19 protein-coding genes are annotated in these 24975 nt (G+C 69.0%); 7 read left to right on the top strand and 12 right to left on the bottom strand.

Translation table 11 applies throughout. The features are described from left to right. Positions 1-50 precede the first annotated feature (50 nt). The 3 genes from QM782_RS17180 to gcvA all read right to left on the bottom strand — a co-directional run bounded on the left by QM782_RS17180 (position 51) and on the right by gcvA (position 8472). The gene (locus QM782_RS17180; protein WP_415204117.1) at positions 51-6152 is read right to left on the bottom strand and encodes a YDG domain-containing protein; all 6102 of its coding nucleotides are present in this window, start codon (positions 6150-6152) and stop codon (positions 51-53) included. Between the two features lie 122 nt (positions 6153-6274). Then, positions 6275-7312, bottom strand: a complete 1038-nt coding sequence (locus tag QM782_RS17175; RefSeq protein ID WP_415204116.1) for a helix-turn-helix domain-containing protein — start codon at positions 7310-7312, stop codon at positions 6275-6277. A gap of 212 nt (positions 7313-7524) precedes the next feature. Further along, positions 7525-8472 (bottom strand): transcriptional regulator GcvA, encoded by a 948-nt coding sequence (gcvA, locus tag QM782_RS17170; protein WP_415204115.1) that lies wholly within the window; start codon positions 8470-8472, stop codon positions 7525-7527. 199 nt (positions 8473-8671) lie between these two features. Here gcvA and QM782_RS17165 point away from each other — a divergent pair, with 199 nt between their 5' ends. The 7 genes from QM782_RS17165 to QM782_RS17135 all read left to right on the top strand — a co-directional run bounded on the left by QM782_RS17165 (position 8672) and on the right by QM782_RS17135 (position 14321). Then, a complete protein-coding gene (locus QM782_RS17165; RefSeq protein WP_415204114.1) occupies positions 8672-9445 on the top strand; it encodes an SDR family NAD(P)-dependent oxidoreductase in 774 nt (257 codons plus the stop codon). 62 nt (positions 9446-9507) lie between these two features. Beyond that, positions 9508-9789 carry a hypothetical protein gene (locus tag QM782_RS17160; protein WP_415204113.1) on the top strand — a complete coding sequence of 94 codons (282 nt, stop codon included), beginning with the start codon at positions 9508-9510 and terminating at the stop codon, positions 9787-9789. A 61-nt stretch (positions 9790-9850) separates the two neighbouring features. After that, on the top strand, positions 9851-10198 hold the full coding sequence (locus tag QM782_RS17155) for a carboxymuconolactone decarboxylase family protein (protein WP_415204112.1): 348 nt from the start codon (positions 9851-9853) through the stop codon (positions 10196-10198). 81 nt (positions 10199-10279) lie between these two features. Next, on the top strand, positions 10280-10948 hold the full coding sequence (locus tag QM782_RS17150) for a cupin domain-containing protein (protein WP_415204111.1): 669 nt from the start codon (positions 10280-10282) through the stop codon (positions 10946-10948). A 2-nt stretch (positions 10949-10950) separates the two neighbouring features. Continuing rightward, a complete protein-coding gene (locus QM782_RS17145; protein ID WP_415204110.1) occupies positions 10951-12060 on the top strand; it encodes a flavin monoamine oxidase family protein in 1110 nt (369 codons plus the stop codon). Beyond that, the gene (locus QM782_RS17140) at positions 12057-13088 is read left to right on the top strand and encodes an alcohol dehydrogenase catalytic domain-containing protein (protein WP_415204109.1); all 1032 of its coding nucleotides are present in this window, start codon (positions 12057-12059) and stop codon (positions 13086-13088) included. Before QM782_RS17145 ends, QM782_RS17140 begins: the two co-directional genes overlap by 4 nt. Positions 13089-13100: 12 nt before the next feature. Beyond that, complete coding sequence (locus QM782_RS17135; RefSeq protein ID WP_415204108.1) at positions 13101-14321, top strand: MFS transporter; 1221 nt, start codon at positions 13101-13103, stop codon at positions 14319-14321. A 930-nt stretch (positions 14322-15251) separates the two neighbouring features. Here the strand turns inward: QM782_RS17135 and QM782_RS17130 are convergent. From QM782_RS17130 to QM782_RS17090, 9 genes are all read right to left on the bottom strand, one after another. Further along, entirely contained in the window at positions 15252-15572 is a 321-nt protein-coding gene (locus QM782_RS17130; protein WP_415204107.1) for a hypothetical protein, read from the bottom strand. Beyond that, complete coding sequence (locus QM782_RS17125) at positions 15556-16092, bottom strand: lysis system i-spanin subunit Rz (protein WP_415204106.1); 537 nt, start codon at positions 16090-16092, stop codon at positions 15556-15558. The genes QM782_RS17130 and QM782_RS17125 overlap by 17 nt, the downstream gene beginning before the upstream one ends. A gap of 91 nt (positions 16093-16183) precedes the next feature. Next, positions 16184-16561: a Gp49 family protein gene (locus tag QM782_RS17120; protein ID WP_415204105.1), complete on the bottom strand. Its 378-nt coding sequence runs from the start codon at positions 16559-16561 to the stop codon at positions 16184-16186. A gap of 54 nt (positions 16562-16615) precedes the next feature. After that, entirely contained in the window at positions 16616-17191 is a 576-nt protein-coding gene (locus QM782_RS17115) for a lysozyme (protein ID WP_415204104.1), read from the bottom strand. Further along, positions 17188-17427, bottom strand: a complete 240-nt coding sequence (locus tag QM782_RS17110) for a hypothetical protein (RefSeq protein ID WP_415204103.1) — start codon at positions 17425-17427, stop codon at positions 17188-17190. Before QM782_RS17110 ends, QM782_RS17115 begins: the two co-directional genes overlap by 4 nt. A 14-nt stretch (positions 17428-17441) precedes the next feature. Beyond that, a complete protein-coding gene (locus QM782_RS17105; RefSeq protein ID WP_415204102.1) occupies positions 17442-19526 on the bottom strand; it encodes a GDSL-type esterase/lipase family protein in 2085 nt (694 codons plus the stop codon). Positions 19527-19563: 37 nt separating this feature from the next. Then, positions 19564-21186: a phage terminase large subunit gene (gene terL / locus QM782_RS17100; RefSeq protein WP_415204101.1), complete on the bottom strand. Its 1623-nt coding sequence runs from the start codon at positions 21184-21186 to the stop codon at positions 19564-19566. After that, entirely contained in the window at positions 21173-21493 is a 321-nt protein-coding gene (locus QM782_RS17095; protein ID WP_415204100.1) for a hypothetical protein, read from the bottom strand. Before QM782_RS17095 ends, terL begins: the two co-directional genes overlap by 14 nt. Continuing rightward, complete coding sequence (locus QM782_RS17090) at positions 21493-24948, bottom strand: hypothetical protein (protein ID WP_415204099.1); 3456 nt, start codon at positions 24946-24948, stop codon at positions 21493-21495. The genes QM782_RS17095 and QM782_RS17090 overlap by 1 nt, the downstream gene beginning before the upstream one ends. Positions 24949-24975 lie beyond the last annotated feature (27 nt).

Below are 24975 nucleotides of genomic sequence, written 5' to 3'. Positions count from 1 at the left end.
CCCGAAGGGTGGTGACCATTGGAATGAGTGGGTTTGACGGGGACATCGGGTCACTGCTCGGACTGGACGACGAACAGCAGCTGGTCCACGCCCGTGGGCAGGCGCACGCCGCCGTTGACGATCTCGGCCAGCGAGTTGCGGCTGACGGGCACGCGCACGTCCCGGCCCGCGCCGCTGCCGGCGATGGCCATGGCGCGCGCCTGGCCCAGCGTCACGGTGGCGGTCGGCTCGTCCTGGGTCGGTGCCAGCGCCAGCGCCAGCGGCGCGCCGGGGCTGAAGGCCGAGACTATGGCCGGCGGCACGTTCACCAGCGTCGGCGCCTTCGATGCCGGCGCACCGCTGCCCGGCGGCACCGAGGCCTGCGGCGTCGCGGGCTGCGTGCGCACCGCCTGGGCCACCACCTCGCGGATGGCGTTGTCCTGCACCGCGATGCGCAGCACCGTGTTGCCCGCGTCGGCGATCGCGTAGTGCGCGTCCTGCGCCGCGAACTGCGCGCGGATCTCGTACAGCCCCGCGTCGCGGATGGCGTCCACCTGCCGGCCGTCCTTCCAGATGGTGTAGGCCAGCGCGCCGGGCGCCGTGCCAGCCACGGTGTTGGCCCAGCTTTGCAGTACCAGCTGGTCCAGCTGCGCGGTGGTCACCAGGTCCGTGCCGTCGGCCATGTACAGCTTGTCCGGCGCGGTGCTGGCCAGGGTGTAGGTCAGCGGACGGGGCACCAGGTTGCCCGTCACGCCCTGGCCGGCGCCGCCGGCCAGCTGGTAGTTGCCGGCGTCCGGCCCGCTCAGGCCCAGGCCGGTGATGGCGACGGGCTTGCCGCGGCCGGCCGTGGTGTCGGCGAAGGCGGCGGTGTAGTCCACGCCGAACCGGTCGCCGGCGACGCGGTCGTCCGTGGCCTGCACGCTGGCGCCCAGCGTGCCGTCGAACACCTTGTCGGCCACCGTGAAGTGCACCAGCAGCACGCGCGGCGTGATCGTCACGCTACCGGACGGGCCGCCGGCCAGCACGTAGTTCGGGTTGCCCAGCGCCAGCGTGCCGGCAGACAGCGCCTGCGTGCCCACGCCCTTGCCCGACAGCGCCGCGCTGCCGGTCAGGCCCGCCTGCTCGCCGGGCAGCACGCCGCTCAACTGCAGCAGCTCCGCCCCGGCCAGCGCCGTGCCGTCGTAGGCCCGGCTGGCGCCCGGCGCCGCGCTGACGCTGACCGGCCGCGCCGTGATGGTCACGCTGCCCGTGGGTGTGCTGCCCACCAGCGTGTAGTTGCCCGCGTTCGCGCCCACCAGCGTCAGGCCGGCGAGGCCGGCGATGGCCTGCGTGCCGGCGTTGGCGCCGGCCAGCGTGGCGCTGCCGCCCACGGCCACGCTGTCGCCAGGCACGAGGTTGGTGATCTGCAGCAGCGTGCTGCCGGCGTCGGTGCTGCCGTCGTAGACCTTGCTGGCGCCGGCGATGCTGGCGATGCTGACCGGCCGCGCCGTGATCGTCACGCTGCCGCCGGGCGTGCTGCCCACCAGCGTGTAGTTGCCGGCATCCACGCCCACCAGCGTCAGGCCGGTGAGGCCGGCGATGGCCTGCGTGCCGACGTTGGCGCCGGCCAGGCTGGCCTGGCCCGACAGGCCCACGCTCTCGCCGGCCACGAGGTTGGTGATCTGCAGCAGCGTGCTGCCCGCATCGGTGCTGCCGTCGTAGACCTTGCTGGCGCCGGCGATGCTGGCAATGCTGACCGGCCGCGCCGTGATCGTCACGCTGCCGCCGGGCGTGCTGCCCACCAGCGTGTAGTTGCCGGCGGCCGCGCCCGTCAGCGCCAGGCCGGTGAGGCCGGTGAGGGCCTGCGTGCCGGCGTTGGCGCCGGCCAGGCTGGCGTTGCCGGCCAGTCCCACGCTGTCGTTGCCGGCGATGTTGGTGATCTGCAGCAGCGCGCTGCCCGCATCGGTGCTGCCGTCGTAGACCTTGCTGGCGCCGGCGATGCCGGCAATGCTGACCGGCCGGGCCGTGACCGTCACGCTGCCGCTGGGGGTGGCGCCCATCAGCGTGTAGTTGCCGGCATCCACGCCCGCCAGCGCCAGGCCCGTGAGGCCCGTGATGGCCTGCGTGCCAACGTTGGCACCGGCCAGGCTGGCCTGGCCGGACAGGCTCACGCTGTCGCTGCCGACGAGGTTGCCGAGCTGCAGCAGCGTGCTGCCGGCATCGGTGTTGCCGTCGTAGACCTTGCTCGCGCCGGCCACGGCGACGACGCTGACCGGCCGGGCCGTGACCGTCACGCTGCCGCTAGGCGTGGCGCCCACCAGGGTGTAGTTGCCGGCGTGCGCGCCGGTCAGCGTCAGGCCGGTGACGCCGACCAGCGCGCGGCTGCCCACGCCGGAGGCGGCCAGGCTGCCGCTGCCCGACAGGGACAGGGTGTCGCCGAAGGCGATGTTGGTGATCTGCAGCAGCGTGCTGCCCACGTCGGTGCCGCCGTCGTAGACCTTGCTGGCGCCGGCCAGCGTGGCCAGGCTCACCGGGCGCGGCAGCACCAGGTAGCTCGACCCGTTGAGGGTGTAGTTGCCGTTGTTCAGGCTCAGCGTGCCGGCCGAGGCCAGCGTCTGCGTGCCCGCGCCGGCACCGGACAGGATGCCGCTGCCGGTGGCGGTGACGATGTCGCCGGCCACCAGGTTCTGCACCACCAGGTCGGTGCCCGCGAAGGTGCTGCTGCCGTCGTAGGTCTTGCCGGCCTGCACCACGCGCGGGGTGATGGCGGTGCCGTCGGCGGCGAGCGTGACGCTGTAGTTGCCGGCCTTGCCGCCGTTCGTGCCGTCGGCCAGCGTGGCGCCGACCTGCGCGGTGGCGCCGGCGTTGGCGGAGGTAAACGTGACGGTGGGTGTGAACACCAGCGTTTCGTTGCCCACCAGGCCGCTGAGCGCGCCGCCCGTGGCGCTGCCGGCGGTGCTGCCGTCGTAGACCTTGGCAGCCACCGTGGCGCCGCTGAGCGTCAGGGCCTTGGGCGTGACGGTGGTGGGTACCGGCTGGCCGGTGATGGCGGTGAAGTCGTAGTCGCTGGGCAGGCCCACGCCGGTCACGCTGAGGCCCGCCACGTCCACGCTGGCGGTGCGGTTGCCGGCGTCGGCGCTGTCGAGCACGCCGGTGACGCCGGTGAAGCTGAGCGTGTCGCCCGCGACGCCGCCGACCGGGCTGGCCGTGACGCTGGCGCTGGTCGTGCCGTCGTAGGCGCGCGGCGCCACGCTCAGGTTGGCCGTCACCGCCGCCTTGCTGACCTCCACCGTGCCGGACGGCACGCTGTTGCCCAGCGTGTAGTTGCTGCTGTTGAGCGTCAGGCCGCCGATGCCGGCGACCGTGCGCGTGCCGGCGTGCAGGGAGTCCAGCGTGGCCGCACCGCCCAGGCTCACGCTGTCGCCGTTGACGGTGCCGGCGAGGTTGAACAGGCTGGCCGCGGCCAGGGCACTGCCGTCGTAGGCGCGCGTGGCGCCGCTGTTCACGGCCAGCGTCAGGGCGCGAGGGTCCACGGTGAAGAAGCCGGTGGGCAGCGTCACGTCGTAGTCGGACGGGTTGATGCCGCTGGCCCAGTTCAGCGAGAAGATGTTGGGCGTGCTGGCATAGGCGTAGCTGCCGGCGGGGGTGGTCGATGACAGCGCCGCGCCCCAGTTGACCGTCAGGCAGTTCCCGCAGCCGGTGAGGCTCAGGCCCGTGAGCACGGGCACCGTGTCGCCGTAGGTCATGGACAGCGGGCTGGACAGGCTCAGCAGCAGCGAGGTGGTGGTGGTCCAGGGCGCCTTGAGCACCGGGTAGCCGTCATTGAGCGTGCTCTTGTGCAGCCAGGGCCCGGTGGGGCCGAAGTCCCATCCCGCGCCGGTGAACGTCGTCGGATTCGTCATCTGAGCGGTGGTGCGCGAGCCGCCACGGGTGATCGTAATCGGTGCCGACCCTCCAACGCTGCCCACCGCCACAGTAGCCGCGCCGACGACCGAACCGTCCCAGAAACTGTCGGTGACCTTGATAGTCGGGCTGACTACAGGGGGGACAACGCCGACAAGACTTCCCGCGCCTCCCGGCACACTGCCTACGTGGTAGCTACGCTCAATAGTGATGTTGGCGCCCGCTTGGCCAACCAAGCCGCCACCGGCATAGAGCTGGCCCGTTGATCCTTGGACGAGGCCCGACGCCGACACGTTGACACGCGCGTAGGAATCGGCCACGTACACGGCCCCCAGGGCGTTTGCGACCAAGCCGCCTGCCACGACGCCGGACACCGTACCCTGGACCGAGCTGCGAACGATGTTGACACTACCACCGTTGTTCACGTAGCCGACCAGCCCACCGGGCGCATAGCCGCTCCCCGAGAGGCTCAGATTGGAAACGGAGACGCCTGAAATCCACACTGGCCCCGTCGCCTGCGCAACCAGGGCGGATGAATAGTATGTTGCGCTGAAGTTGTCGTGGGCGTTCACGTTGTCCAGGCGCAGGTCGCGCACCGTCAGGTTGCCCCGCGAGCCGCCGAAGAAGGCGGCGGACGGCCCCTGACCGACCGCGATGTCGATGTTGCTGATCTTGTGCCCCAGCCCGGCGAACACCGTGGGCGTGTTGCTGCCGGCCACGGAGTTCGTGAAGGCGATGTTGCTGGCGTCCAGGTTCGCCCCCAGCGCCAGGTAGGGGATCGCGGTGCTGCCGCTCAGCGCACCTATCAAGTCGGTGGCCGAGGTGCTGCCCAGCGCGCCCAGGCTGTTCACCACGGTGTAGGTGCGGGTGTAGTTGGCATAGCCCAGTTGCGTGGAGAAGTTCTGCCCGGCCTGCAACGATATCGGCGCGTTCACGTAGTAGTCCGAAGTCTGCCCGCCGACCACGCCATTGTTCGTCGCCATCCCAGGTGCCAATAGCAGGTGGCCGCTGGCGCCCGTGGCGGTGATGGGCTTGTTGATATAGATGTTGCGATCGGCGTACAGCATCAGCCTCGAGTTGGCGGACCAGTTCACCGCGTCGTTGACGAAGATGTCGCCGTTGCCGTTGATGTTGCTGCCGGTGGTGCTCTGGATCACGACGTTGTTGCCGGCCAGTTGCGCCGCCAGCGCCGCGCCGCTGATGTCGCCGCCGCTGGCGGCAATGGTGTAGTCATTCGGGTCGATCAGCCAGGTGCCGGTGCGGCCCTGCGCGGCCGCGGTGGTGATGCGCGCGCCGTCGGCGACCTTGACCTTGGCGGCGCTGGTCTCGATGAAGCCGCCATTCACACCATTCGCGCCGTCCGGCGCGCTGGCGTCCAGCGTGCCGCTGACCGTGGTCGTGCCGCGCTCCATGTCGCCCAGCAGCACGATTTTTCCCTCGTGCTCGGCGATGCTGCGCGCGCGGATCTCGCCGCTGTGGTTGACCATGCCGTCCAGCAACCCTTCGGCGGCTTTGGCGGTGAGCAGCACTTCGCCGCCGTCGGCCAGGATGGCGCCGCCGTTGGCCACCAGGCTGTCCAGCGCGCCCTGCTCGATGGTCACGCCGACCAGCGTGCTGCCGTTGAAGTTCAGCGTCACCTGGTTGCCGGCGGCCAGCGCCACGTGGCCCAGCTTGGCGCTGATGACGCCGTCGTTGCGCACCTGCTGGCCGATCAGCGCCACGTAGCCGCCATCGGCCGCGTTGAGCGTGCCCTCGTTGACGACGCTGCCCGCGCCGCTGCCGCTGAAGGTGGTCTTGCCGGCCATGAAGTCGGCATCGGACAGGCCGCGCGTGGAGGCCACCAGGCCGGCGGTGTCCACCCGCGCGCCCTTGCCGAACAGCACGCCGTTGGGGTTGAGCACGAACACCTGGCCGTTGGCCTGCAGCGCGCCGTCGATCACCGAGGCCTGCGCGCCCGTCACGCGGTTCAGCACCACGGCCTGCGCGTTGGGCTGCTGGAAGCGGACGCTGGCGTCCTTGCCGATCGAGAAGCCCTGCCAGTTGATCGCCGCGCGCTGGCTGCCCTGGGTCACCGTCATCGCGCTGCCCTGCTGCGCGATGGCGGCGCTGCCGGCCGTGACCTGCCCGCCGGTGGGCAGCGCCGTCGCCGCCGGGCCGGCCGCCAGCGCCGTCGTGCCGGCCAGCACCAGGCAGGCCGCGCCAGCGGACTTGCCACGGCTGCGGGCGGTTTCGGCGACGGCGACGAAGGCGCCCAGGCGCCGGCTCCAGACTTTGCGGTAGATACGATTCATGTGAGGCCCATGCAGGAAGACCCGGGAGTATTCGGGCGAACCGCGGCCCCATCTACACGCTTTGCGCAGACTTCTAGGCGCTTTGCGCAAACCCGGCCGTCCTGGCCGAGCGCCCGACCGCGTCAGAGCGCGCCGCCGGTCCGGCAGGTGGCGCTCGGCAGCTCGCCATAGCGCGCACGGTACGCCGCCGAGAAGCGGCTGGCGGTGCTGAAACCGCACTCCTGCGCCAGCAGCGCGATGCTGCCGAATTCGCCCTTGCGCAGTCGCTCGCGCGCGGCGGCCAGCCGCTGCTCGGCCAGCCAGTCGGACGGGCTCATGCCGAAGCGGCTCTGGAAGGCGTACTGCAGGGCCCGGATGGACATGTGGCCCCATATCGCCATGTCGGTCAAGGTGGCCCTTTGCGACAGGTCCTGCATCAGCCGGTCGCACACGCGGTCGATCGCGCGGCGCTTGTGGACCACGGACCCGGCGGGCAGCGCTGCCGGACTGCTGCCGACAGGGTGGGTGGGGGGCGCCGACAGCCAGTCCGGCCGGAACAGCAGCACCAGCTGGCGATAGATGAGGTCCTGCAGCCCCAGCTGGTGCAGCGCATCCGCGTCGAGCGCGCAGAGATCCACCAGCGCACCCCAGTGCCGGGCGATGGCCGCCACCGGAACGCCGGCAATCTGCGCGGGCAGCAGCCGCATATGGTCCATTTCCAGCGCCGGCTGCGGGCGGCTCTCCGGCCCGCGCATGGCCAGCGCTGCGCGCTCCAGCGCCATCGGATCCAGCGTGAGCAGCACGTACTCCCGCTCGCCGCCGACCGCCCACCGCACGCTATCGCCGGGTGCCATGTAGAGGCAGTACTGCCCCGTGCCCCAGTCCAGACGCCGGCCGCCGGATCGCATGCTGCCCTGCCCCTGCAGGGGAATCAGCAGCAGGCAATCCTGGCTGGCCGTGTACTCGATCCGCGTGGGCGACTGGGCGGACGCTGCCAGTTGGAGACCGGGAATGGAGAGGGTCGCGCTGCGGCTGTAGAAATCGACGTCGCCGAGCAAAGCCTCGTAGGAGTGCAAGCCCGGGTAGAGGCTGGCAATCAATTCGGCAAACCTGCGTGCATCGCTGTGATGGACGGCCTGACGACTTCCGAAAGCCAGCGGTGTAGGAGACGGATGGGGCATCGAATCGGCATGGAGCCGCGTGCGCCCCATCTCTTATCGTTTTACATGTCGATCACGATTCCGAGTGTGTCACAACCGCAGCCCTGCGCTTGCGTGCAGGCAGCACGGGCAGCGCGGCAGCGTCCCGAGCAAGGCCTTGGCGATACGCAGCCGCAAACCGGTGCTCGACGCGGGCGCGCTGGAGCAGGCCTGCTGAGCAGGCATGCGCAAATTCAGGTTGACGCGGCCCGCGCGACGCCGGAGCGCAGCGCCTGCCCAGCTTCCTTCAACAGCCAGTTCCGAAAGGCCGCCAGCCTGGGCAAGTCGGCGCACTCGGGGCGGTACACGACGTAGTAGGCCAGTTCGGACGCGAACTGGATTTCCGGGAACAGCCGCACCAGCCGCCCGGCGGCCAGATCGTCGTGCGCCATGACGCTGCGCGCCAGCGCCACGCCGCGCCCCTCGATCGCCGCCTGCAGGACCGCCGCCGAGTTGTTGATCCGCAGGCCGCGCGAGACGGCCACGCCGGTGATCCCCGCTTTCGCAAACCATTTTTCCCAGGTCGGGAAACCCAGGTGACCGTCCATCGACAGGTCGTGGATCAGGGTCGCGGCGCCGAGTCCTTCGGGCGCATGCAGGCGTCGATGCTGCCGCAACAGCGCGGGGGAGCAGGCCGGAAAGATTTCCTCGCCCATCAGCGGCTCCGCCGCCAGGCCCGGCCAGGTGCCGGTGCCGTAGCGCACGCCGACGTCCACCCGCTGGGCCACGAAGTCCACGGGCTTGAGGCTGGTCTCGAGGCGCACATCCGTCTCGGGGCACATGGCCTGGAAGCGCTCGAAGCGCGGCAGCAGCCACTTGGCCGCGAACGCGGGGCTGACCGTGACGGTCAGGACGCCGCCGGCCATGCCCTCCTTGAGCCGCTCCAGGCCTACCGTCAACCGGTCGAAGCCTGCCCGCAGGTCGGGCAAGGCGCGCAATGCGGCGTCGGTGGCCACGAGCCGGGCCTTGCCGCTGGTGCCGCGGACGAACAGCGGGAAGCCGAGCCATTCTTCCAGCCCGCGAACCAGCTGGCCCACGGCCGCGGGCGTGACGTTGAGCTCCTGCGCCGCCGCCGCGAAGCTCTGGTGCCGAGCACTGGCTTCGAGGGCGCGCAGTGCGTTCAGGTGGACCGGTGACTTCATGGCGACAAAGATTTTCTTTTCGGCATCGACACTTTATCTGAGTTGTCACCGGGGTCGGGGCCGCCAAGAATCCGTCCCACGCCGAGGACGCATGCCTCGTGCGCCACCCGGGCGGCCCTGCTGGCGGCGTTGGCACGGGTGGCCTGTCCTTTCTTTTTCAACCAACGCCTGCCGGTCGGCAGGCAAGGAGCGACATCCGATGCGCAATCCATTCAAGGGCAGGAAGCTGCTGGTCGTCGGCGGCACCAGCGGGATCGGCCTGCAAACGGCCCGCATGGTCCTCGCCGATGGCGGCAGTGCGGTGATCGTCGGCAGCCGCCCCGAGAAGACCGAGGACGCGCGCGAGGAGCTGGCGACGCAAGGCCAGGTGTGGGCCTTGACGGCGAACCTGGCCAGCGAGGAAGGCCTGGCCGCGCTGCTCCAGTCCATCGACGCGCAGCACGCCGACGTCGACCTGCTGGTGAACGCGGCCGGCGTGTTCTTCCCCAAGCCCTTCCTGGAGCACTCCCAGGCCGACTACGACCAGTACATGCAGCTGAACAAGGCGTTCTTCTTCATCACGCAGAAGGTCGCCAGCCATCTCGTCGCCAAGGACAAGCCCGGCGCCATCGTCAACATCGGCTCGATGTGGGCCAAGCAGGCCATCGCGGCCACGCCGTCCTCGGCCTATTCGATGGCCAAGGCCGGCCTGCATGCGCTGACCCAGCACCTGGCGATGGAGCTGGCCCCCAGGCACATCCGCGTCAATGCCGTGTCGCCGGCGGTGGTCGAAACCCCGATCTACGAAGGCTTCATCCCCAAGGCCGAGGTGCACGGCGCGCTGCAGGGGTTCAACGCCTTCCACCCCCTCGGCCGCGTCGGCACGCCGCAGGATGTGGCCGAAGCGGTCGTCTTCCTGCTCTCCGACAAGGCCAGCTGGGTGACCGGCGCGGTCTGGGACGTGGACGGCGGCGTGATGGCCGGCCGCAACTGACGCGCCGCGCGCCGTCCGTCCGACGACGTCCATTCTTCGAACCACTCGCCAAGGAAAAGCACATGGTCTATCTCCAGATCACGCTCCAGATCGCCGACGCCAACCGGGCTGCCGCGGCAGGCATCTACCAGAAGTACAAGGCCCCGTTCCTCGCGACGATCGCCGGCGCGCAGTCCAAGGCGCTGCTGGTGCGCGCCGAAGACGTGCAGGTGCTGCATGGGTTCGACACGCAGGAGAACGCGAACGGCTATCTGCGCAGCGAACTGTTCACTGCGGATGTGGTCGGCGGGCTCGAGCCGCTGCTGGATGCCGCGCCCGACGTCCGCATCTACCAGGTCGTATGACACCATCCCGCCGGGCGCCACGCCGGCGCCCGGACACACCAACCCAGAAAAGGACGACGACATGATGCAAGACTGGAACGCCTACCGTGACTCCCTGCTGGAACGCGTGGGCGACTACGCCAAGCACAGCCCCGACGTATTGCGCGGCCTGGCGACGCTGGACAACGCCGCCGCCAAGACCGGCCACCTGGAGCCCAAGGTGCACGAGCTGATCGCGCTGGCGGTGGCCGTCACCACGCGCTGCGACGGATGCATTTCCGTCCACACCAAGAAGGCCGTCGAGGCGGGCGCCACGATCGAGGAGATCTCCGAGGCGCTGGGCGTGGCCGTCGCGCTGAACGCGGGAGCGGCGCTGACGTATTCGGCGCGCGTGGTCGAGGCCTACCGGCAGCTGCCGGACCACCGATAGGCTGCATCGGCAGGAAGGAAGCGGCCGGCCCGCCCATCATCCGGCGGGCCGGCCGGCTCCTGCTGCACACGGACGTTTTCCATGCTGATCAACGCCGATTTCTCACGCCCTGCCATCGTGTCGCCCCGCCACTACCAATGGGTGGCGTCGCCTCAAGGAGGCGTGGAGCGCGTGATGCTGGACCGCGTGGGCGCGGAGAAGGCGCGTGCGACCAGCATCGTGCGGTACGCGCCCGGCTCCCACTTCCCGCTCCACCGGCATCCTGGCGGCGAGGAGATCCTCGTGCTGTCCGGCACGTTCTCCGAAGACGGCATGCACTACCCGGCGGGCTGGTACCTGCGCAATCCGCCGGGCTCCAGCCACCGGCCCTCCAGCCCGGAGGGCGCGGTCGTCTTCGTCAAGCTCCAGCAGATGCGGCCGCACGAACGGCGCGCCGTGCGCATCGACACGCGGGCCGCGTCGTCCTGGCACGGCGAGGCGGGCCGCGAAGCCTGCCCTCTTTTCTCGGACGAGGCCGAGCAGACCAGCCTGCGGCGGCTGGCACCTGGCGAGGCCGTGTTCACGGCGCCGATCGATGGCGCCGAGCTGCTGGTCCTGGCCGGGCATGTGGTGGCGGACGGCGCACGCTACGAACGCGGCAGCTGGATGCGCCTGCCGGCGGGCCCCTGTCCGGGCATCGCCGCGGGCACGCACGGCACGACCCTGTATCTCAAGGTCGGCCGCCCTGCCGGCCTGCTGGCGGAGGCATGACCATGCGGACGGCACGCATCGCCATCGTGGGCGGTGGCCTGGCCGGGCTGTGTGCCGCGCACTGGCTGGCGCGCCGGGGCATCCACGACCATGTGGTCCTGGAAGCGCGCGATGCCTGGGGCGGCCGGATCGCCTCCACGCCGCCAGCCGCGGGCGGGTCGCCGCTGGACCGCTTCGACCTTGGGCCGACATGGTTCTGGCCCGCCCATCAGCCGCAGCTGGATCGCCTGATCGACAGCCTGAGCCTGGAGCGCTTCGCGCAGCCCGAGGAAGGGGACATGCTCGTCGAGCACACGCCGAACACTGCGCCCGTGCGCATGCGCGGATTCGTCTCGGCGCCGCCTGCCATGCGGCTGATGGGAGGCATGGGCGCGCTGATCGACGCCTTGCGGCAGGAATTGGCGCCGGGAAATCTCATGCTCGGCCAGCGCGTGCTGCGCCTGCGCTGCGACGGCCGCCACGTGGAGCTGGATGCCGAGGATGTCCATGGGCGCGCCAGCACCTTCCGCGCCGAGCACGTGCTTCTGGCCGTGCCGCCGCGCCTGGCGGCGGTACGGATCGATTTTTCGCCCTCGCTGCCCGGGCCGCTGCTGCGCGCATGGCGGGGCACCCCCACGTGGATGGCGCCGCACGCCAAGTACCTTGCCCTCTACGACGAACCGTTCTGGCGCGCGCAGGGCCTGTCCGGCGCAGCGCGCAGCGCCCGGGGGCCGCTGGGCGAGATCCACGACGCCTCGATGCCCGGTGGCCGCGCGGCGCTGTTCGGCTTTTTCGGCGTACCGGCCCGTGTGCGCCGGAACGTCCCTGAAGAGGTACTGCGGGCGCACTGCCGCGCCCAGTTCGCGCGGTTGTTCGGCGACCAGGCGGCAGCGCCCCGGGCGGATTGCCTCAAGGACTGGGCCGCCGACCCCTGGACGGCCACCGATGCGGACCAGGACGCGCCAGGCGCCCACCACGGCATCGCGCCCGCGGCCTGCGCCGCCGAGGGCCCGTGGAAGAACCGGATCACGGGCGTCGCCAGCGAATGGTCGCCGCAGTTTCCCGGCTACCTCGCGGGAGCGGTGGAGGCCGCGGTGGATGGCGTCCACACGCTTCTGGAGCCACGGCGATGAAGGCCACCTACCGCGCCATGCAGGCGGCCCGGCCCGGCGTGCTGGAGCTGGTGGAGCGCGAGACGCCCGCGCCCGGACCCGGGCAGGTGTTGATTGCCGTCGAAGCCTGCGGCGTCTGCGGTGCCGACGCCACCGACATCGACCGGGCCGACCCCGCCGTGCAGCCGCCACGCGTGCCCGGCCACGAGGTCGTCGGGCGCATCGCAGCGCTCGGGGCCGGTGTTCCCGCGCTCTGGAAGCCGGGCCAGCGCGTGGGCGTCGGTCGCCTGGGCGGCCATTGCAATGCGTGCGCGCAGTGCCGGCAGGGACGATTCCAGCTTTGCACGAGCCAGCCCGTCGTCGGCAGCAGCTGCGACGGCGGCTATGCCGAGATGATGCTGGCGCGCAGTACCGCGCTGGTGGCGATTCCCGACGAGCTGTGCCCGGAAGACGCCGCACCCATCCTGTGCGCCGGCATCGCCACCTTCAACGCGCTGAAGAAATGCGGCGCGCAAGCCGGCGACACGGTCGCCATCCTGGGCATCGGCGGCTTGGGGCACATGGCGCTGCAGTACGCGCGGCGCATGGGTTTCCGGGTGGTGGCGATCGGGCGCGGCGGCGACATCGCGGCGGATGCGCTGGCACTCGGCGCGCACGTCTACATCGACAACCGCGAGGAAGATGCCGCGGCCAGGCTCAAGGGCATGGGGGGCGCGCAGGCCATCGTGACCATGATCGACCATGCCGATACCGTGTCGGCACTGCTGGCTGGCCTCGCGCCCGAAGGGCGGCTGGTCGTGCTCAATCCAGGCAAAGGGCCGCTGCAGGTGCCCGCCGGCCTGCTCGTCGGCGCGCAGCGCGGCATCCTCGGCTCGATCACCGGCACACCCTGGGACAACGAGAAAGCACTGCATTTCAGCGTGCTGGCGGACGTGCGGCCGCGCATCGAAGTCCTGCCCCTGGAACAGGCGAGCGAGGCGCTGCGCAAGCTGAAGTCCGGCGACGTGAAGTACCGCATGGTGCTGACCATCGGCAGCAACCGACCGTGAACGACCGAACAAATGGCCCTTGACCACACCACTCCCCCGAACGGCGAGTTGCCCGAAAGGGTTCAGCACGGAAACATCTGGCGCCTGTCCATCGCCCAGGCGCTGGCCGGCGCGAACTCGGTGGTGGTCTACGCCACCGGCGCCATCGTCGGCAATGCGCTGGCCCCCGAGCCGATGCTGGCCACCCTGCCGCTGTCCATCTTCGTGGTCGGCATGGCAGCGTGCATCCTGCCCGTGGGCGCCATCGCGCGGCGCCATGGCCGGCGCGCCGCCTTCCTCGCAGGCACCGGCACCGGGGCGCTGGCCGGCCTGCTGGCCATGCTCGCCGTCCTGCTCGGCGCGTTCTGGCTGTTCTGCCTGGCGACGTTCTTCGGCGGCTGCTACGCGGCCGTGGTGCTGTCCTTCCGCTTCGCGGCCGCCGACGGCGTGGCCCCGCAGCGGCGCGCTCGCGCGCTGTCGCTGGTCATGGCCGGCGGCGTGGCCGCCGGCGTGGTGGGGCCGCAGCTGGTGACCTGGACCATGGACCTGTGGCCCCCGCACATGTTCGCGGCCACCTTTCTCGTGCAGGCCGCGGTCGCCGTGGTGTCGGCGGCCATTCTGCGGGGCGTGCGCCTGCCGATGCCGACGGCCGAGGAGCTCGCCGGCGGCAGGCCGCTGGCGGAGATCGTGCGCCAGCCGCGCTTCGTGGCCGCCGCGATCTGCGGTGCGGTGTCCTACATGCTGATGAACTTCCTGATGACGGCCGCGCCGCTGGCGATGCATCTCCACGGGCATTCCCAGGGCAGCGCCAACCTGGGCCTGCAATGGCACGTCATCGCGATGTACGCGCCCAGCTTCTTCACCGGCCGGCTGATCGCGCGCTTCGGCGCCGGGCGCATGTCGACGGCAGGCCTGGTCTTGACGGGCCTGTCGGCCGCCATCGGGCTGGGCGGCGTGGACGTGGCGCATTTCTGGGCCACGCTGATCCTGCTGGGCCTGGGGTGGAACTTCGGCTTCCTCGGCGCTTCCGCGCTGGTGCTGGAGTGCCACCGGCCCGAGGAGAGGACACGCGTGCAGTCGCTCAACGACTTCATCGTCTTCGGCCTGATGGCGATCGGGTCGTTCTCCTCCGGCGGGCTGCTGTCCGCCTACGGCTGGAACACGGTGCTGTGGGTGTCGTTCGTGCCGCTGGCGCTGGCCGTCGTGGCACTGGCCGCGGCGATGGGAAGGGGCGCGGCCGCTACAGGGCAGTAGCCCATCGCGCATGGACAACGCACCTGCCGTGCCTGTCCCGACGACGGAACCGGGCGCAGCCCGCGCCCGCATTTCCGAGAGCACTCCGGATGCAACACAAGTACCCGTCCATTGCCCCGGCGCGGCAACGGAACGGGAAACCTGCCCGGCCACGCTTTGCGGCAGCGTGGAATCGAGCCGCCGCACAACCTGGCCGGCTTCGGCGACGAACGTGCCAGTGGCCTCCAGTCAGCCCGCCGCGTGCAGCACCGCAGGCGCACGGCGGTGCGCGCCGCCGCCTTCGCAAGCACTCCGTGTGCCGCTTCCAAACGAGCATCGCCTCTGCGAATTTGGACAGCACCGCTTCAGCCTTCATATCCAGGGCGGCAGGCGGTGGTAGTTGATGACGATGGCATCCGCCTGTTCCAGCGCCTCGCCGGCGCGCCGCGATGGGTAGCGCACCCCGAGCAGCAGGCGTCCAGGCAGGTGTCCCTCGCAGCCAGTGATGATCTGCGCCCGCGCAGGTGCGCTTGCACCGGGACGAGCAGCAGGTAGCCGATGGTCTTGGCGGCGCCTGCATCGGCTCGGTTACCGCGATTCGTCTTCGGGGCTCTGCCAACTCATTCAATCAAGCCGAGGGCGTTCCTTGCGCCCGGGTATCGGCGCGTGCAACTGGGTTGGTTCTGCAACGGGCGGTGATCGGGTTGCTGGCGGTCACCGATTTCGCCCGTGAGCATCGTGCAATGCACGCCGTTGCCCCGACGTGGTGACCAAAGAAAAACGGGCTAGCTGTGAAAGGATTCGAACCTTCGACCCCTTGCACCCCATGAGGTCGGGAGAAATGACGCAAGCTGTTGTTGGACCAGGAAAAATGGCCCTGTCATTTGACAAATTGATGATCGAGAAATCGTCTTTTCTGACATCGACGCCCCTCTGATGTGATCTGGTTTGTCAAAGGTTTAGCCCCCCGAAAAGTAGCTTCGCCACCAGGCGATCATTCCTGCGGCGCCGGCCCAGCGCCGTGCTCGCGCGGCCGTGGCGCTCAGACTCCACGCGCGTGATCCCGTACCGCTCGCGCAGCAGCGCCAGCAAGTCCAGCCAGTCTTGCCGCGGGATCGGCGCGCCGTCGGACAGAAAACCGCTCACGTAGGCCCGGCTGCCGCCCAGAATTTGCACGGTCGCGACGCCGACGAAGGGGTCGCGCGCCTCGTAACTCTTGCCGGCCTCGTAGCGCCGCAGCGTGATCGTGATGACCTCAGCGTGCCAGGGCATCAGCACCTCCAGCACGCAGACGGCGCGCGTATTCTTGAAGACCTGCCAGCTTCGCTCGGTCGCGTAGTAGGTCTTCCCTCAGATCGAGAACAGCCTGTCCAGTTGCTCCACCGAGCTCGACGGTGGTTCCAGCATCCAGGCCGGCGGTGGAGGCGGTGCCGGGCACACCAGCGCCGGCGGAGGATCCTGTGGGGCAGGAGGCTGCGATGCGCAGCCGGCGAGCGCCAGAACGCAGATCAGCACGCAAAGCATCGTTGTCGGCAAGTGCATGGGACAGCTCCTGGGTGTGCTGGATGTCGAGTGCGGCCACGGCCTGCTGCTGGGCCTGCTGCGCGTGCCGTGCGGCCGTGGCTGCAGTGGCCGTGGCCTCGGCGATGCGCTGCAGCTGCTGGGCGTGCTGAGCCCGCGTCTCGGCGTGCGCGGCGCGCTCGGCCGAGATCTGCTCGCGCTGATGGAGCACCAGGCCGCCCAGGGCCAGCGCGGCGACGAACGGAGCGAAGGTCAGGATGTCGCGGATCACAGAATCGGGCTCCAGAGCTTGTCGGGGCACGAGGCGGCGACGTGGCCGGCGCGGCCGCAGGCGGTGCAGCGGTCAGCCGGCGCGGAGTGCGTCAGCCCGCCAGCTTGCTGCGCAACTCGTAGCCCATGAGCGGCCAGATCTTCTGCACGGCGTTCTGGCGCGCGATCTTGCGGCCGATCTCGGCGTCGAAGTTCTCCGGGCTGGCGCAGGCCGACTCGCCGGTGACGGTGAAGCCGTTGCGCAGGACCAGTACGCAGAAGGTCAGCAGGGACAACGCAGGCGGGACTACGTCCGATCCCTTCGGCGGATCGAACGACGCAAAGACGCCCTGCTCGGCAGTGAAGTAGTACTCGCTGCTGATGTTGGCCTGGATGTCGGCCGGCGTCACACGCGCAGCAGTCTTGCCCTTGGCCTGGATCTCGCGCTCGATCGCGTTGTCGCTGGTATCCGGACTGGTGATGTGGTTCATGGCAGATCTCTGGTGTGCCGCACAAGGCGCGGGCGGCGTCGCGGTTGATGGTGTTCATGTCATGCCCTCGGCGCAGGTTGCGGCCTCATCGGCCCTCCGGTTCGCCAGGCCCTGCACAAAGCGCATCTCGGGCCGGCCGTCGGGCAGTACGCGGCCGGTGCGCACGTAGCTCCAGACCAGGCGGCCGTCGTCGCCGCGCGCCAGCCGCTGGCAACCCAGCGCCCACTGGCCGCTGTTCCAGGCCTGCATGGCGCCGCTACCGCACGTGGCCGGCGCTCCCAGGTTCCAAGCGTGCGACGTGGCAGCGTCGAAGATCTGCTGCGACGGGGCGCGCCTGAAGCATCGCGCCAGCTCCTGCTGCACGCGCACGACCGCGGCACGCTCCTCGGCCTCGCACTGCTCCAGCGTCCAGCGCTGGCCGACGATGATGGGCGCAGCCGTGACGTGCCGCGTCAAGCCGTTGCACACGGTCGGCAGGCCGCCGGCCAGCTTGTCAGCGTAGACCGTCAGCACCGGCCGCGCGCCGCCGCTTTCCCATTTGCCAAGGAACGACAGCAGGAACGGTGAGCCGGCCGCCAGCGTTGCCCCGGCGACGACGATGGTGCTGACGACGCGCTGGCGCGGGCTCAATCGTCCGGCTCCAGCGATGCCGGCCGCGTGATGCCGTGACGCTCGGCCCAGCGCCTGATTTTCAGGCCCCACTCCGTTTCCTCGCGCCACCATTTTCGGATCAGGTAAGCCACCTGCAGCACCAGAAACACGAAGGTGGCGACGGCAATCAATGCATCCATGGTCAAGGCCGTTCCGAGCAGGCCGGGAGTTACCTTCGCGGCAGCAATGACCACATCGGCGGTTTCTGTTTTCATGCGGAGCGCCCTTGTCACGCGGCCAGGAAGCTTGCACCATCCAGCGACGTATATGTGCTATCGAGCGCAGTCTGCGCAGTGACGTTGCCAGCGGCGTCAATCGCGATTGCGCCAATCGCGCCGCTCGACAGAAACACCGGGCAAATCGCGATCTGAGCGGGCCGCATGCCTGCCGGTAACGTGAAAATCAGCGTGGTCGCCGCGGTCGTACCGCCGCTGATCACCCCTTTGAGCAACACCCGCTTATCTGCAGAGATGACGGCGCCGGCGGACGAATAGGACGGGGAGAAAACGCCCCATCCGTTTTGGAGCGACGCGGCATGTTCGACACCAGACCATCCGCCCCACACGTCTGTCGCGCCGACATTCGTGCGAGCGGCGACGAGCGGCGAAGCATTAACCTGCGCCCCCGTGAGGCGCTGCGTGACGATCTGGTCTACGTGCCGCACCGTCTCGACGAGACCATCGATCGGCCAACCGTTTGCAACGGTCGCGCGACGCAACGAGTAGCCCATCGGATACGCGAATGGCAGATCCGCAGGGGAGCCTGCGGGGAATGCGACGGCGCCATCGTTGGTAAACACATTGCTGCGTGTTGGCACGATGCTCGACGCGGGGAATACTGCATCGAGCACTGCGCCCCAGATCCACGACTGCCCCATGTTCTCGGGGTGCACCGTCTCGTTGCCGCCGATCGTGCCATCCATCCAGAAACCCGATGCCTGGCGCACGTCCTGCAGCAAAGCGTAGGTATCGAAGTATGCGCACGAGTAGTCACGCGCTGCGGCGACATAGACGTTGCGCAGATCTTCGTACCATGAGGTGGTCAGGCCGAAAGCCTGGTACGTCGCGCTGGGAGCGACCAGCACGATGGACAGGCTGTTCACGCCGCGGGTCGCGCGGATCGCTGCCAGCTTGGCGCGCAGGTTGGTCGCAAAGCCGGTCAGGCCATCGAGGAAGTCGTTGATGCCGTACTTGATGAAGATCAGGTCTGTGTCATCGTCGATCAGCCCCACATTCATCGCCGACACTTTCGAGCCCGCGACACCGTGGTTGACCGCGGTCACGTTCGGAGCGCCCTTCGAGCGCAAGATCGCCGGCACCAAGTTTTCGAGCCTGTAGGGCGCCGTGTGGCTTGCCATTCCGGCTACGGTCGAATCCCCGAAAAGCCGGACCAGGAGGGTGGACAGCGGCGACGTGGAAACGAAATTCTGCAGCCTGGCATAGGCCCGATACAGGTATTCGCTGCCGAAGAATAAGCGTGCGTCCGGCGTGTACGAGTTGATCCGATACGTGCTCGGCTGGCCGCCGATCGTGATGTCCTGCATGACCTTTCCCGGCCCGGCGGCCAAGCGCACGCCCATCGGATTCGCCGGCGCAGCAGTGACCCGATATACGCCAGGCGGTACGTCGACTTCTGACGACACGCCAGCCGCGATTACGGCGTTGATCCTGGCGAGATCGTTGACGATGCTGTCACCCACGGCTCCGTAATCCCGGACACTGATGCGTTCGCGCGCCTTGTCCTGTGCGGTTCGGACGACGGCGCCGGCGCCGGACTGGATGAAGGCCAGAGCATCAAGCGTGCCGCCTCCACCGTACGCTGCAGCAATCGCGTTGCGTACCTGCTCGGACGTGTAGTCGGTGACGATCGGAAGCCCTGAGGGCGAGTTGAAAGCCAGCAGCCGGCCTGCACGAGCAGCGGCGAAAGGAAGCGGAGGAACCTGCTCCGTCAACGGAAGCCGAATCGCGCTTCCGATCTGCGCAGCCTGCCCCTGCAGCGCCATCCAGATCCGATTGAAATCCCTGTCGACGGTGTTGGCGCGGAAGTCCCCCAGCGTCTGGTAGTCGGTATCGCGCTCCAGCTTGATGGCCCGCTCCAGCAACAGCTTGCCGGCGGGCGGCGTGGAGAACGTGACGGCCCCACCATCCTGGTCCCCGACACCTGCGACCACGTAGCCGGACGGCGGTACGACGGCTCCGTCCAGGCTCACGACCAGATCGGCCTGGGCCAGCAGTTCGAACTCGTAGGGGTAGACGGTGGCGATGCCGTCGGCGTCGTACAGGTTGAACGGAACTTGCTCGATGATCGATGCCATGGGGCCGCCTCTTCGTAGGGAAGAGCGGTCGGGCCGCTCACTCGTCGTCGAGCGAGTACTCCAAGGCCCCGGTCGACAGGGACCAATGTTCTTTCTCAAGGGCGTCCAGAGTCCTGACCGATTTGCCGATTTGGGCAGGCTGGTCCGTCATAGCGGCGGCCTGGGCATCGAGGTAGTCGTCGTCCTGGTCGGGCTCTGCGGGGTTGAAGTCCTGCATCTGCGCCCAGACATCGCCCTGGAGCACGCTGGTGTGCGCCCACAGCATGCCGGCCGACAGCAGCGGCTCGAAGGCCTCCAGGATGCGCTTGGACTTTTTCTGCACGCTGTCCCGCATGACGATGGCGCAGGCCAGGCGGCGCTGGCGCAGCGCCATGCGCATGAAGGCCGGCGCGAACTGCCCGATGCCGTTGGTCTCGATCGTGATCCGCGGGATCTGGTACTGCTCGATCAGGTCGCACAGCTGCCAGACCTGCCCGCCGGTGATGGTCCTGCCATCGAGAGTAGTCTCGGCGATCTCCCCCTCCAGCGCGATGGCGCGGTGCCAGTAGTGCCGGCCGGCTTCGTCCTGGAGATCCAGTGCCGCAGCCGAAACGTCGGAATCCAACTTGCCGCTGGATGGGTCCCAGCGTAGCGACGCGCTGACGATCTGCACCGTGCCGAGCCACATGGACACACGCCGGTTGGCGTACAGCACGCGGGGCTCGACCTCGTAGGCCTGGATCTTGCGCGGGTCCAGGCGCACTTCGTGCACCGGCTTGCTGTGCAGTTGGTACTGGCTATCCCACGCGTTGATGGTGCGCGTGCGCTTGCGGCGCTTCTCGAGCTCGGGACCGTCGAATCGCTCCGGCCAGGCCACGCCGGCGTAGCAGTCGACCAGGCCACCTGGCGCGGCCGCGAAGATCAGCCGCGCTCCCTGGAGCCGGTAGTCGCGGCCTTCGATCAGGAGGCGTGCTGTCTTGCCGATGCCGGCGAACACGAACTGCGGCACGAACCCCACGTCGTAGGCCGCGCGCGTAGCGTCCTCGATGCGGAATTCCCGCTCGAACATGCGGATCGTCAGGCAGTCGGCACCGAGGCGTTCCATTTCGTCGTAAAGGGAGTCATGGGTGTGCGGCGTGCCGATGAACAACTGCCGGCCGCCCGGCACCAGGATGTGTATCTGCTCGCCCAGGCGGTAGCGCAGCTTCTCGCGCGCCTCCGACGTCTGGATGTTCCGGGGCACCTCCACGTCGTCGTTCTGGGCTTCATCGGCCCGGGCGCTGGTGACGTTGGAGAGGATACCGCGGGCGTACATGCTGGCATTGCGCGCATCGGTCGCACCGTGCACCCACCATTCCTGCACACCCCCTTCGCGGAACAGGCCCCGCGTGAGCGGGTGCGCGCGCAGCACGTTCTGCGTGTCGCGGCTCGTCTTGTAGGCCGTGGGGTCCGATTCGGACTGGTGCAGGATGCGATTGGCCGGGTCGCGATAGAAACGCCAGGCGTTATAGGCGGCCAGGATGGTGGATTTGGCGAAACCGCGGTGCGCACGCAACACAGCCAGGTCACCGCGATGCTCGAACCAGTGGCAAGCGTGCACATGGACAGGCGGCACCTTCCAACCGCGATGATCCCCCCACTGCAGGTAGAAGGCGGCGAACGAAATGTCACCCGCGGACACCCATGCCCTCCAGCACGCGCTTGGCCTCCCGCTCGAACTTGGCGATGTCGGCCTCCGGCGAGTCGTCGCCCTCCAGCGGCCTGCGCACGCCGCGCACGCGTTCCAGCAGATCCATCGCCCGTGCCGTCAACGCACCGGCCTGATTGGCGTTCTTCATGTCCCAGTTGCGGGCCCCGCGGGTCTCCTTGGTCATCTTGACCTGCGCCTGCCCGGCGCCCGTCCAGTTCGACGGATCGGCCTCGTTCAGGAAGACGTCCATCAGGTCGACGGCCAACTCTTCCAGCTTGCTGATCTGGTCTGCTCGCATCACTGTTCTCCTATGGCTCGGGAAAAGCCCGGCGCGCGCTCGGGCAACGTGTCGGCGGGGTCCCACCAGTACCCCTGGTTCCAGTCCTTCTGCGCGCGCTGGCGCATGCGGCTGAGATAACCCGGATTCAACGCTTCTTGAGCGGCGAACAGGAACCAGCGCTCGTAGGCGGCGCGGGACCACCACAGCGAGGCGTACGGCATCTGAGAGTTTCCCCAGCGCAGCGCCTCGGCAGCGGCATGGGTGTCCTTGCCCTGGGCCGCCTCCCAGATGTTGGAGCGCACCACGTCTTCGGCAAGGCCTGCTGCGGCACCGATCGATGGGCCCAGGATCGAGCCAACCGTCTGCTCGGCGCGCGTCATGCGGCTCTCGCTTGGATCCTTGAATAGCAGGTCGCCCAAGTAACCGGCGCCGCCACCCTGCGCCACAGCCCGGCCCCAGAACTTAGGGTCGGTCATGTCGTAGGGATCCCTGCCCTGAACGATGGCCTTGTTCTGCAGCACAACCGCACCCAGCATCATCAGCGACAGGTTCAGCCCGGCCAGTACTGCAGCGCGGTTCACGGCCGCACCGGCCCGGCTGCTCGCTCCGAACCCCGTCGGCGCGCCTTCCAGGCCCTGCGGCGTTTCCAGCGCACGGCGCCAGTGGCGCGTGAGCATGGCGATGGGGAAAGACTTGAACTGCGCGGCCGCGCGCATCGTCTCGCCGCGGACAGTCCCGGCCGGCATGCCGCCGCCGGTGACGATGGCCCGCGTCGCCAAGTCCGGATTCACCACGGCGAACTGTGCTTCGTCCAGCGTGTAGGCCAACATCTTGGTGGCTACTTGGTCACGCAGCCGCTGCGCCTCAGCCAGTACCGCGAGGCCCTCGCCAGCCTGGACTCGTTGGATCACGGCGGCGCGGCGCTGCTGGCGGTCCTGAGACCGTTTGATGAAGTCGGCCAGCTCCTTTCCCATCTCTGCGGCCTTCACCTGCGCTTGCCTGCCAGCCTTGTTCGCCTCGGCATGGGCATCCCGGTCCATCTGGGTTATGCGGCTCTCGATCTCCTGCATGCGGCGTTCGAGACGGCCTTTGGCCTCGCCATAGCGCTCTCCTAACCGGCGCGCCGTGTTGGCGCCTGCGTTGGCCGAACTGCGGATCTGCGCCACGTCGGCAATGGCGTCGCGCAACGCTTGGCGCTCGGCCTCCGGCGTGGCTTTCAGGACGATCTCAATGTCGTTCTGCGCCTGGGCGCGCTCTTGGTTCGCCGCCTCCACTTCCTGGCGGATGAGCAGGCGCTCGCCGTCGCCCGTTCGATCGAACTGCCGCTGAGCTTCGCGCACGCGCGCCTCACTGGAGGCCAAGCGCCGCCCCAGCGCCTTACCGCTGCTCTCTGCCGAGCGGGCCGCACCCTTCTCTGCGCGAGTGACTTCGGCTGCCGCCTCCTTCAGACCGGCCGAGAACTCTCGGATATCCTGCTGTGTGAAAAGCTTGTTGTACTCGGCCTCGATGTTCGCCTGCAGTTGAGCTTGCGCGCGCTGAGCCTCCAGCAGTTGCATGCGTTGTAGCAGCGGTTCGGTCGCCTTCTCGGTCGCCTTGAGCTTGCGCGCTAGCAGGTCCTTCACGACGCGGTTCATTCCGTCGCGCGCCGCGTCGAATTTTTCGATGCGACCCTTGATCCATGCGGCCTCCTGCTGGTTGCGCTGCGTCAGCTCGGCGGTCTGTGCGGCAATGCTGTCGCGGATGCGCTGAAAGCCGGCCGGCGCGGCACCCTCGAGGTCGGCGTCGCTCACGGCCCGGATTGCCTCCGGCGTCAGCATGGCATAGCCGTCGTGCACGGTAGGCTCGGCCTTCTGCACGATGGCCCATTCCTGCTCCGTGATGCCTTTGCGCTGCAGCAGATAGCGGTCCCACTCGTCCAGTTGGCCCCAGCTTTTCTTTGCCATGCGGGACAGGCCATGCATCATGGTCATGGAGAACGCATTGCGCAGGCCGTCGGTCCAGGCGTTCATCAGCGACAGCTTCATCACCGACCCTGCTACCCGGCCAGTCAGGTTGTGGGTCATGTGATCGCCGGTCCAGCGGTTGAGCGTGGAGACCAGGGTTTCGCCGATCACGCCATGTGCGCGCAGGAACGAACGCACCTCGGGGTTCAGCTGCTTCTTGATGTTCGACAGCATGTCGAAGTACGGCAACCGGTTGAAGTGCAGCGTAGTGGCGATGGTGGCCATGTCCGTGACGGACGACAGGACGGCACCGCCCAGCTTCGCGGCAGTCTGGATGTTCCGGGCGTTCTCGCCCACCATCGCCGCGATGCGGTTCTCCGGCGTGCTGGCCGCGCCGTTGACCAGCGACCAGTACGCGCGGGGCGTATTGCCTACCGATCGATTCTGGAGGGTGCCGGCACCGTCCGCACGCTCGGCCAGGTCGTTCTGCGCACGGAACTGCTGCTCCGGATTCGGTCCATAGCGCTCGGTCAATCCGATGTCGCGAGAAATGCCGCCGACGTGGCCCATCATGGCGTCGTACAGCGAGCCTTCGCCGTAGCGGTCCATTGCTTCCATCCAAGCATCTCCGTCGCGCAGGTGGATCACGCGGTGCTGGCTGCCACGGTTCGAACGCGCGCCAGTGCCGCGGAACGCGCCCGGCTCGGACTGGTTCAGGCCATCGCTGGCCAGCGTGGCATGCGCGGCTCGCAACATGTCCCGGATCTCCGCGTCGGTCATGAACCGGCCGTCCTCCTTGACGTAGGCCGAACGGTCCGTGCGCGGCAGCAGGAAGTCGGCGAAACTCTCGGCAGTCTCGCGCGCCACCCGCGCTGTCTCCCACAGGTTGGGCAGGTAGCCCACGTCGCGCAGCTTGCCGACGTTGCCGCCGGCCGCGTTGAAGCGCAGGCGCAGGCCTTCGATGGTGTCCAGCCAAGCCCGGGCCGCTGCCTTCGCCGCCGCGTTGCCGGTGCGACCGTCGGCTTGGCCGAACACCTCGCGCACCACGTCGCGCGTCATGACCGGGTTGTCCAGATCGAAGATCCGCATGCCCAGGTTGCGGGCAGCGCCGGCGCCGTCCCGGGTGGCGGCCGCGTCGATCAGGTCACCCAGGCCGGAGATGGCATCGTTGCGCACGGCGTCGATGTACTGGGCCGTCTGCTCGATGTCGCGCACCAGGCCGCGCGAGCGGTTCAGGCCACCATGGGCCATGGCCTGCTGGATCCGGGCGTCGGTCTCTGCGGTACGCAGCACCTGCAGCGTTCCGCGGTACTCCTTCAGCCGGGCCTCGGCCACCACGGAGTCCATGGCGGCCTTGGCCGCCTCGGCCATCTGCTGGTCGCGCGTGAGACTGCGCCAGCGCGGCGGATCCTGGCGGGCAAGGTCGCGCATTCTGGTGCTGATCGCGTCCTCCAGCGTCTTGATCTTCGCGTCACTGATCTGCCGGCCGCCTGCCGCAGCGCGCACGGCCTGAATGCATCGTGGGTCCATGTCGTCCTCAATCGGCGCAGCCGGGGT

Origin of the sequence: Pseudorhodoferax sp. (genome assembly GCF_047601025.1) — a bacterium.
GTDB lineage: Bacteria > Pseudomonadota > Gammaproteobacteria > Burkholderiales > Burkholderiaceae_C > Pseudorhodoferax.
Note: the sequence above shows the minus strand (reverse complement) of the source record. Positions and strands in the feature narration are given on the sequence as shown.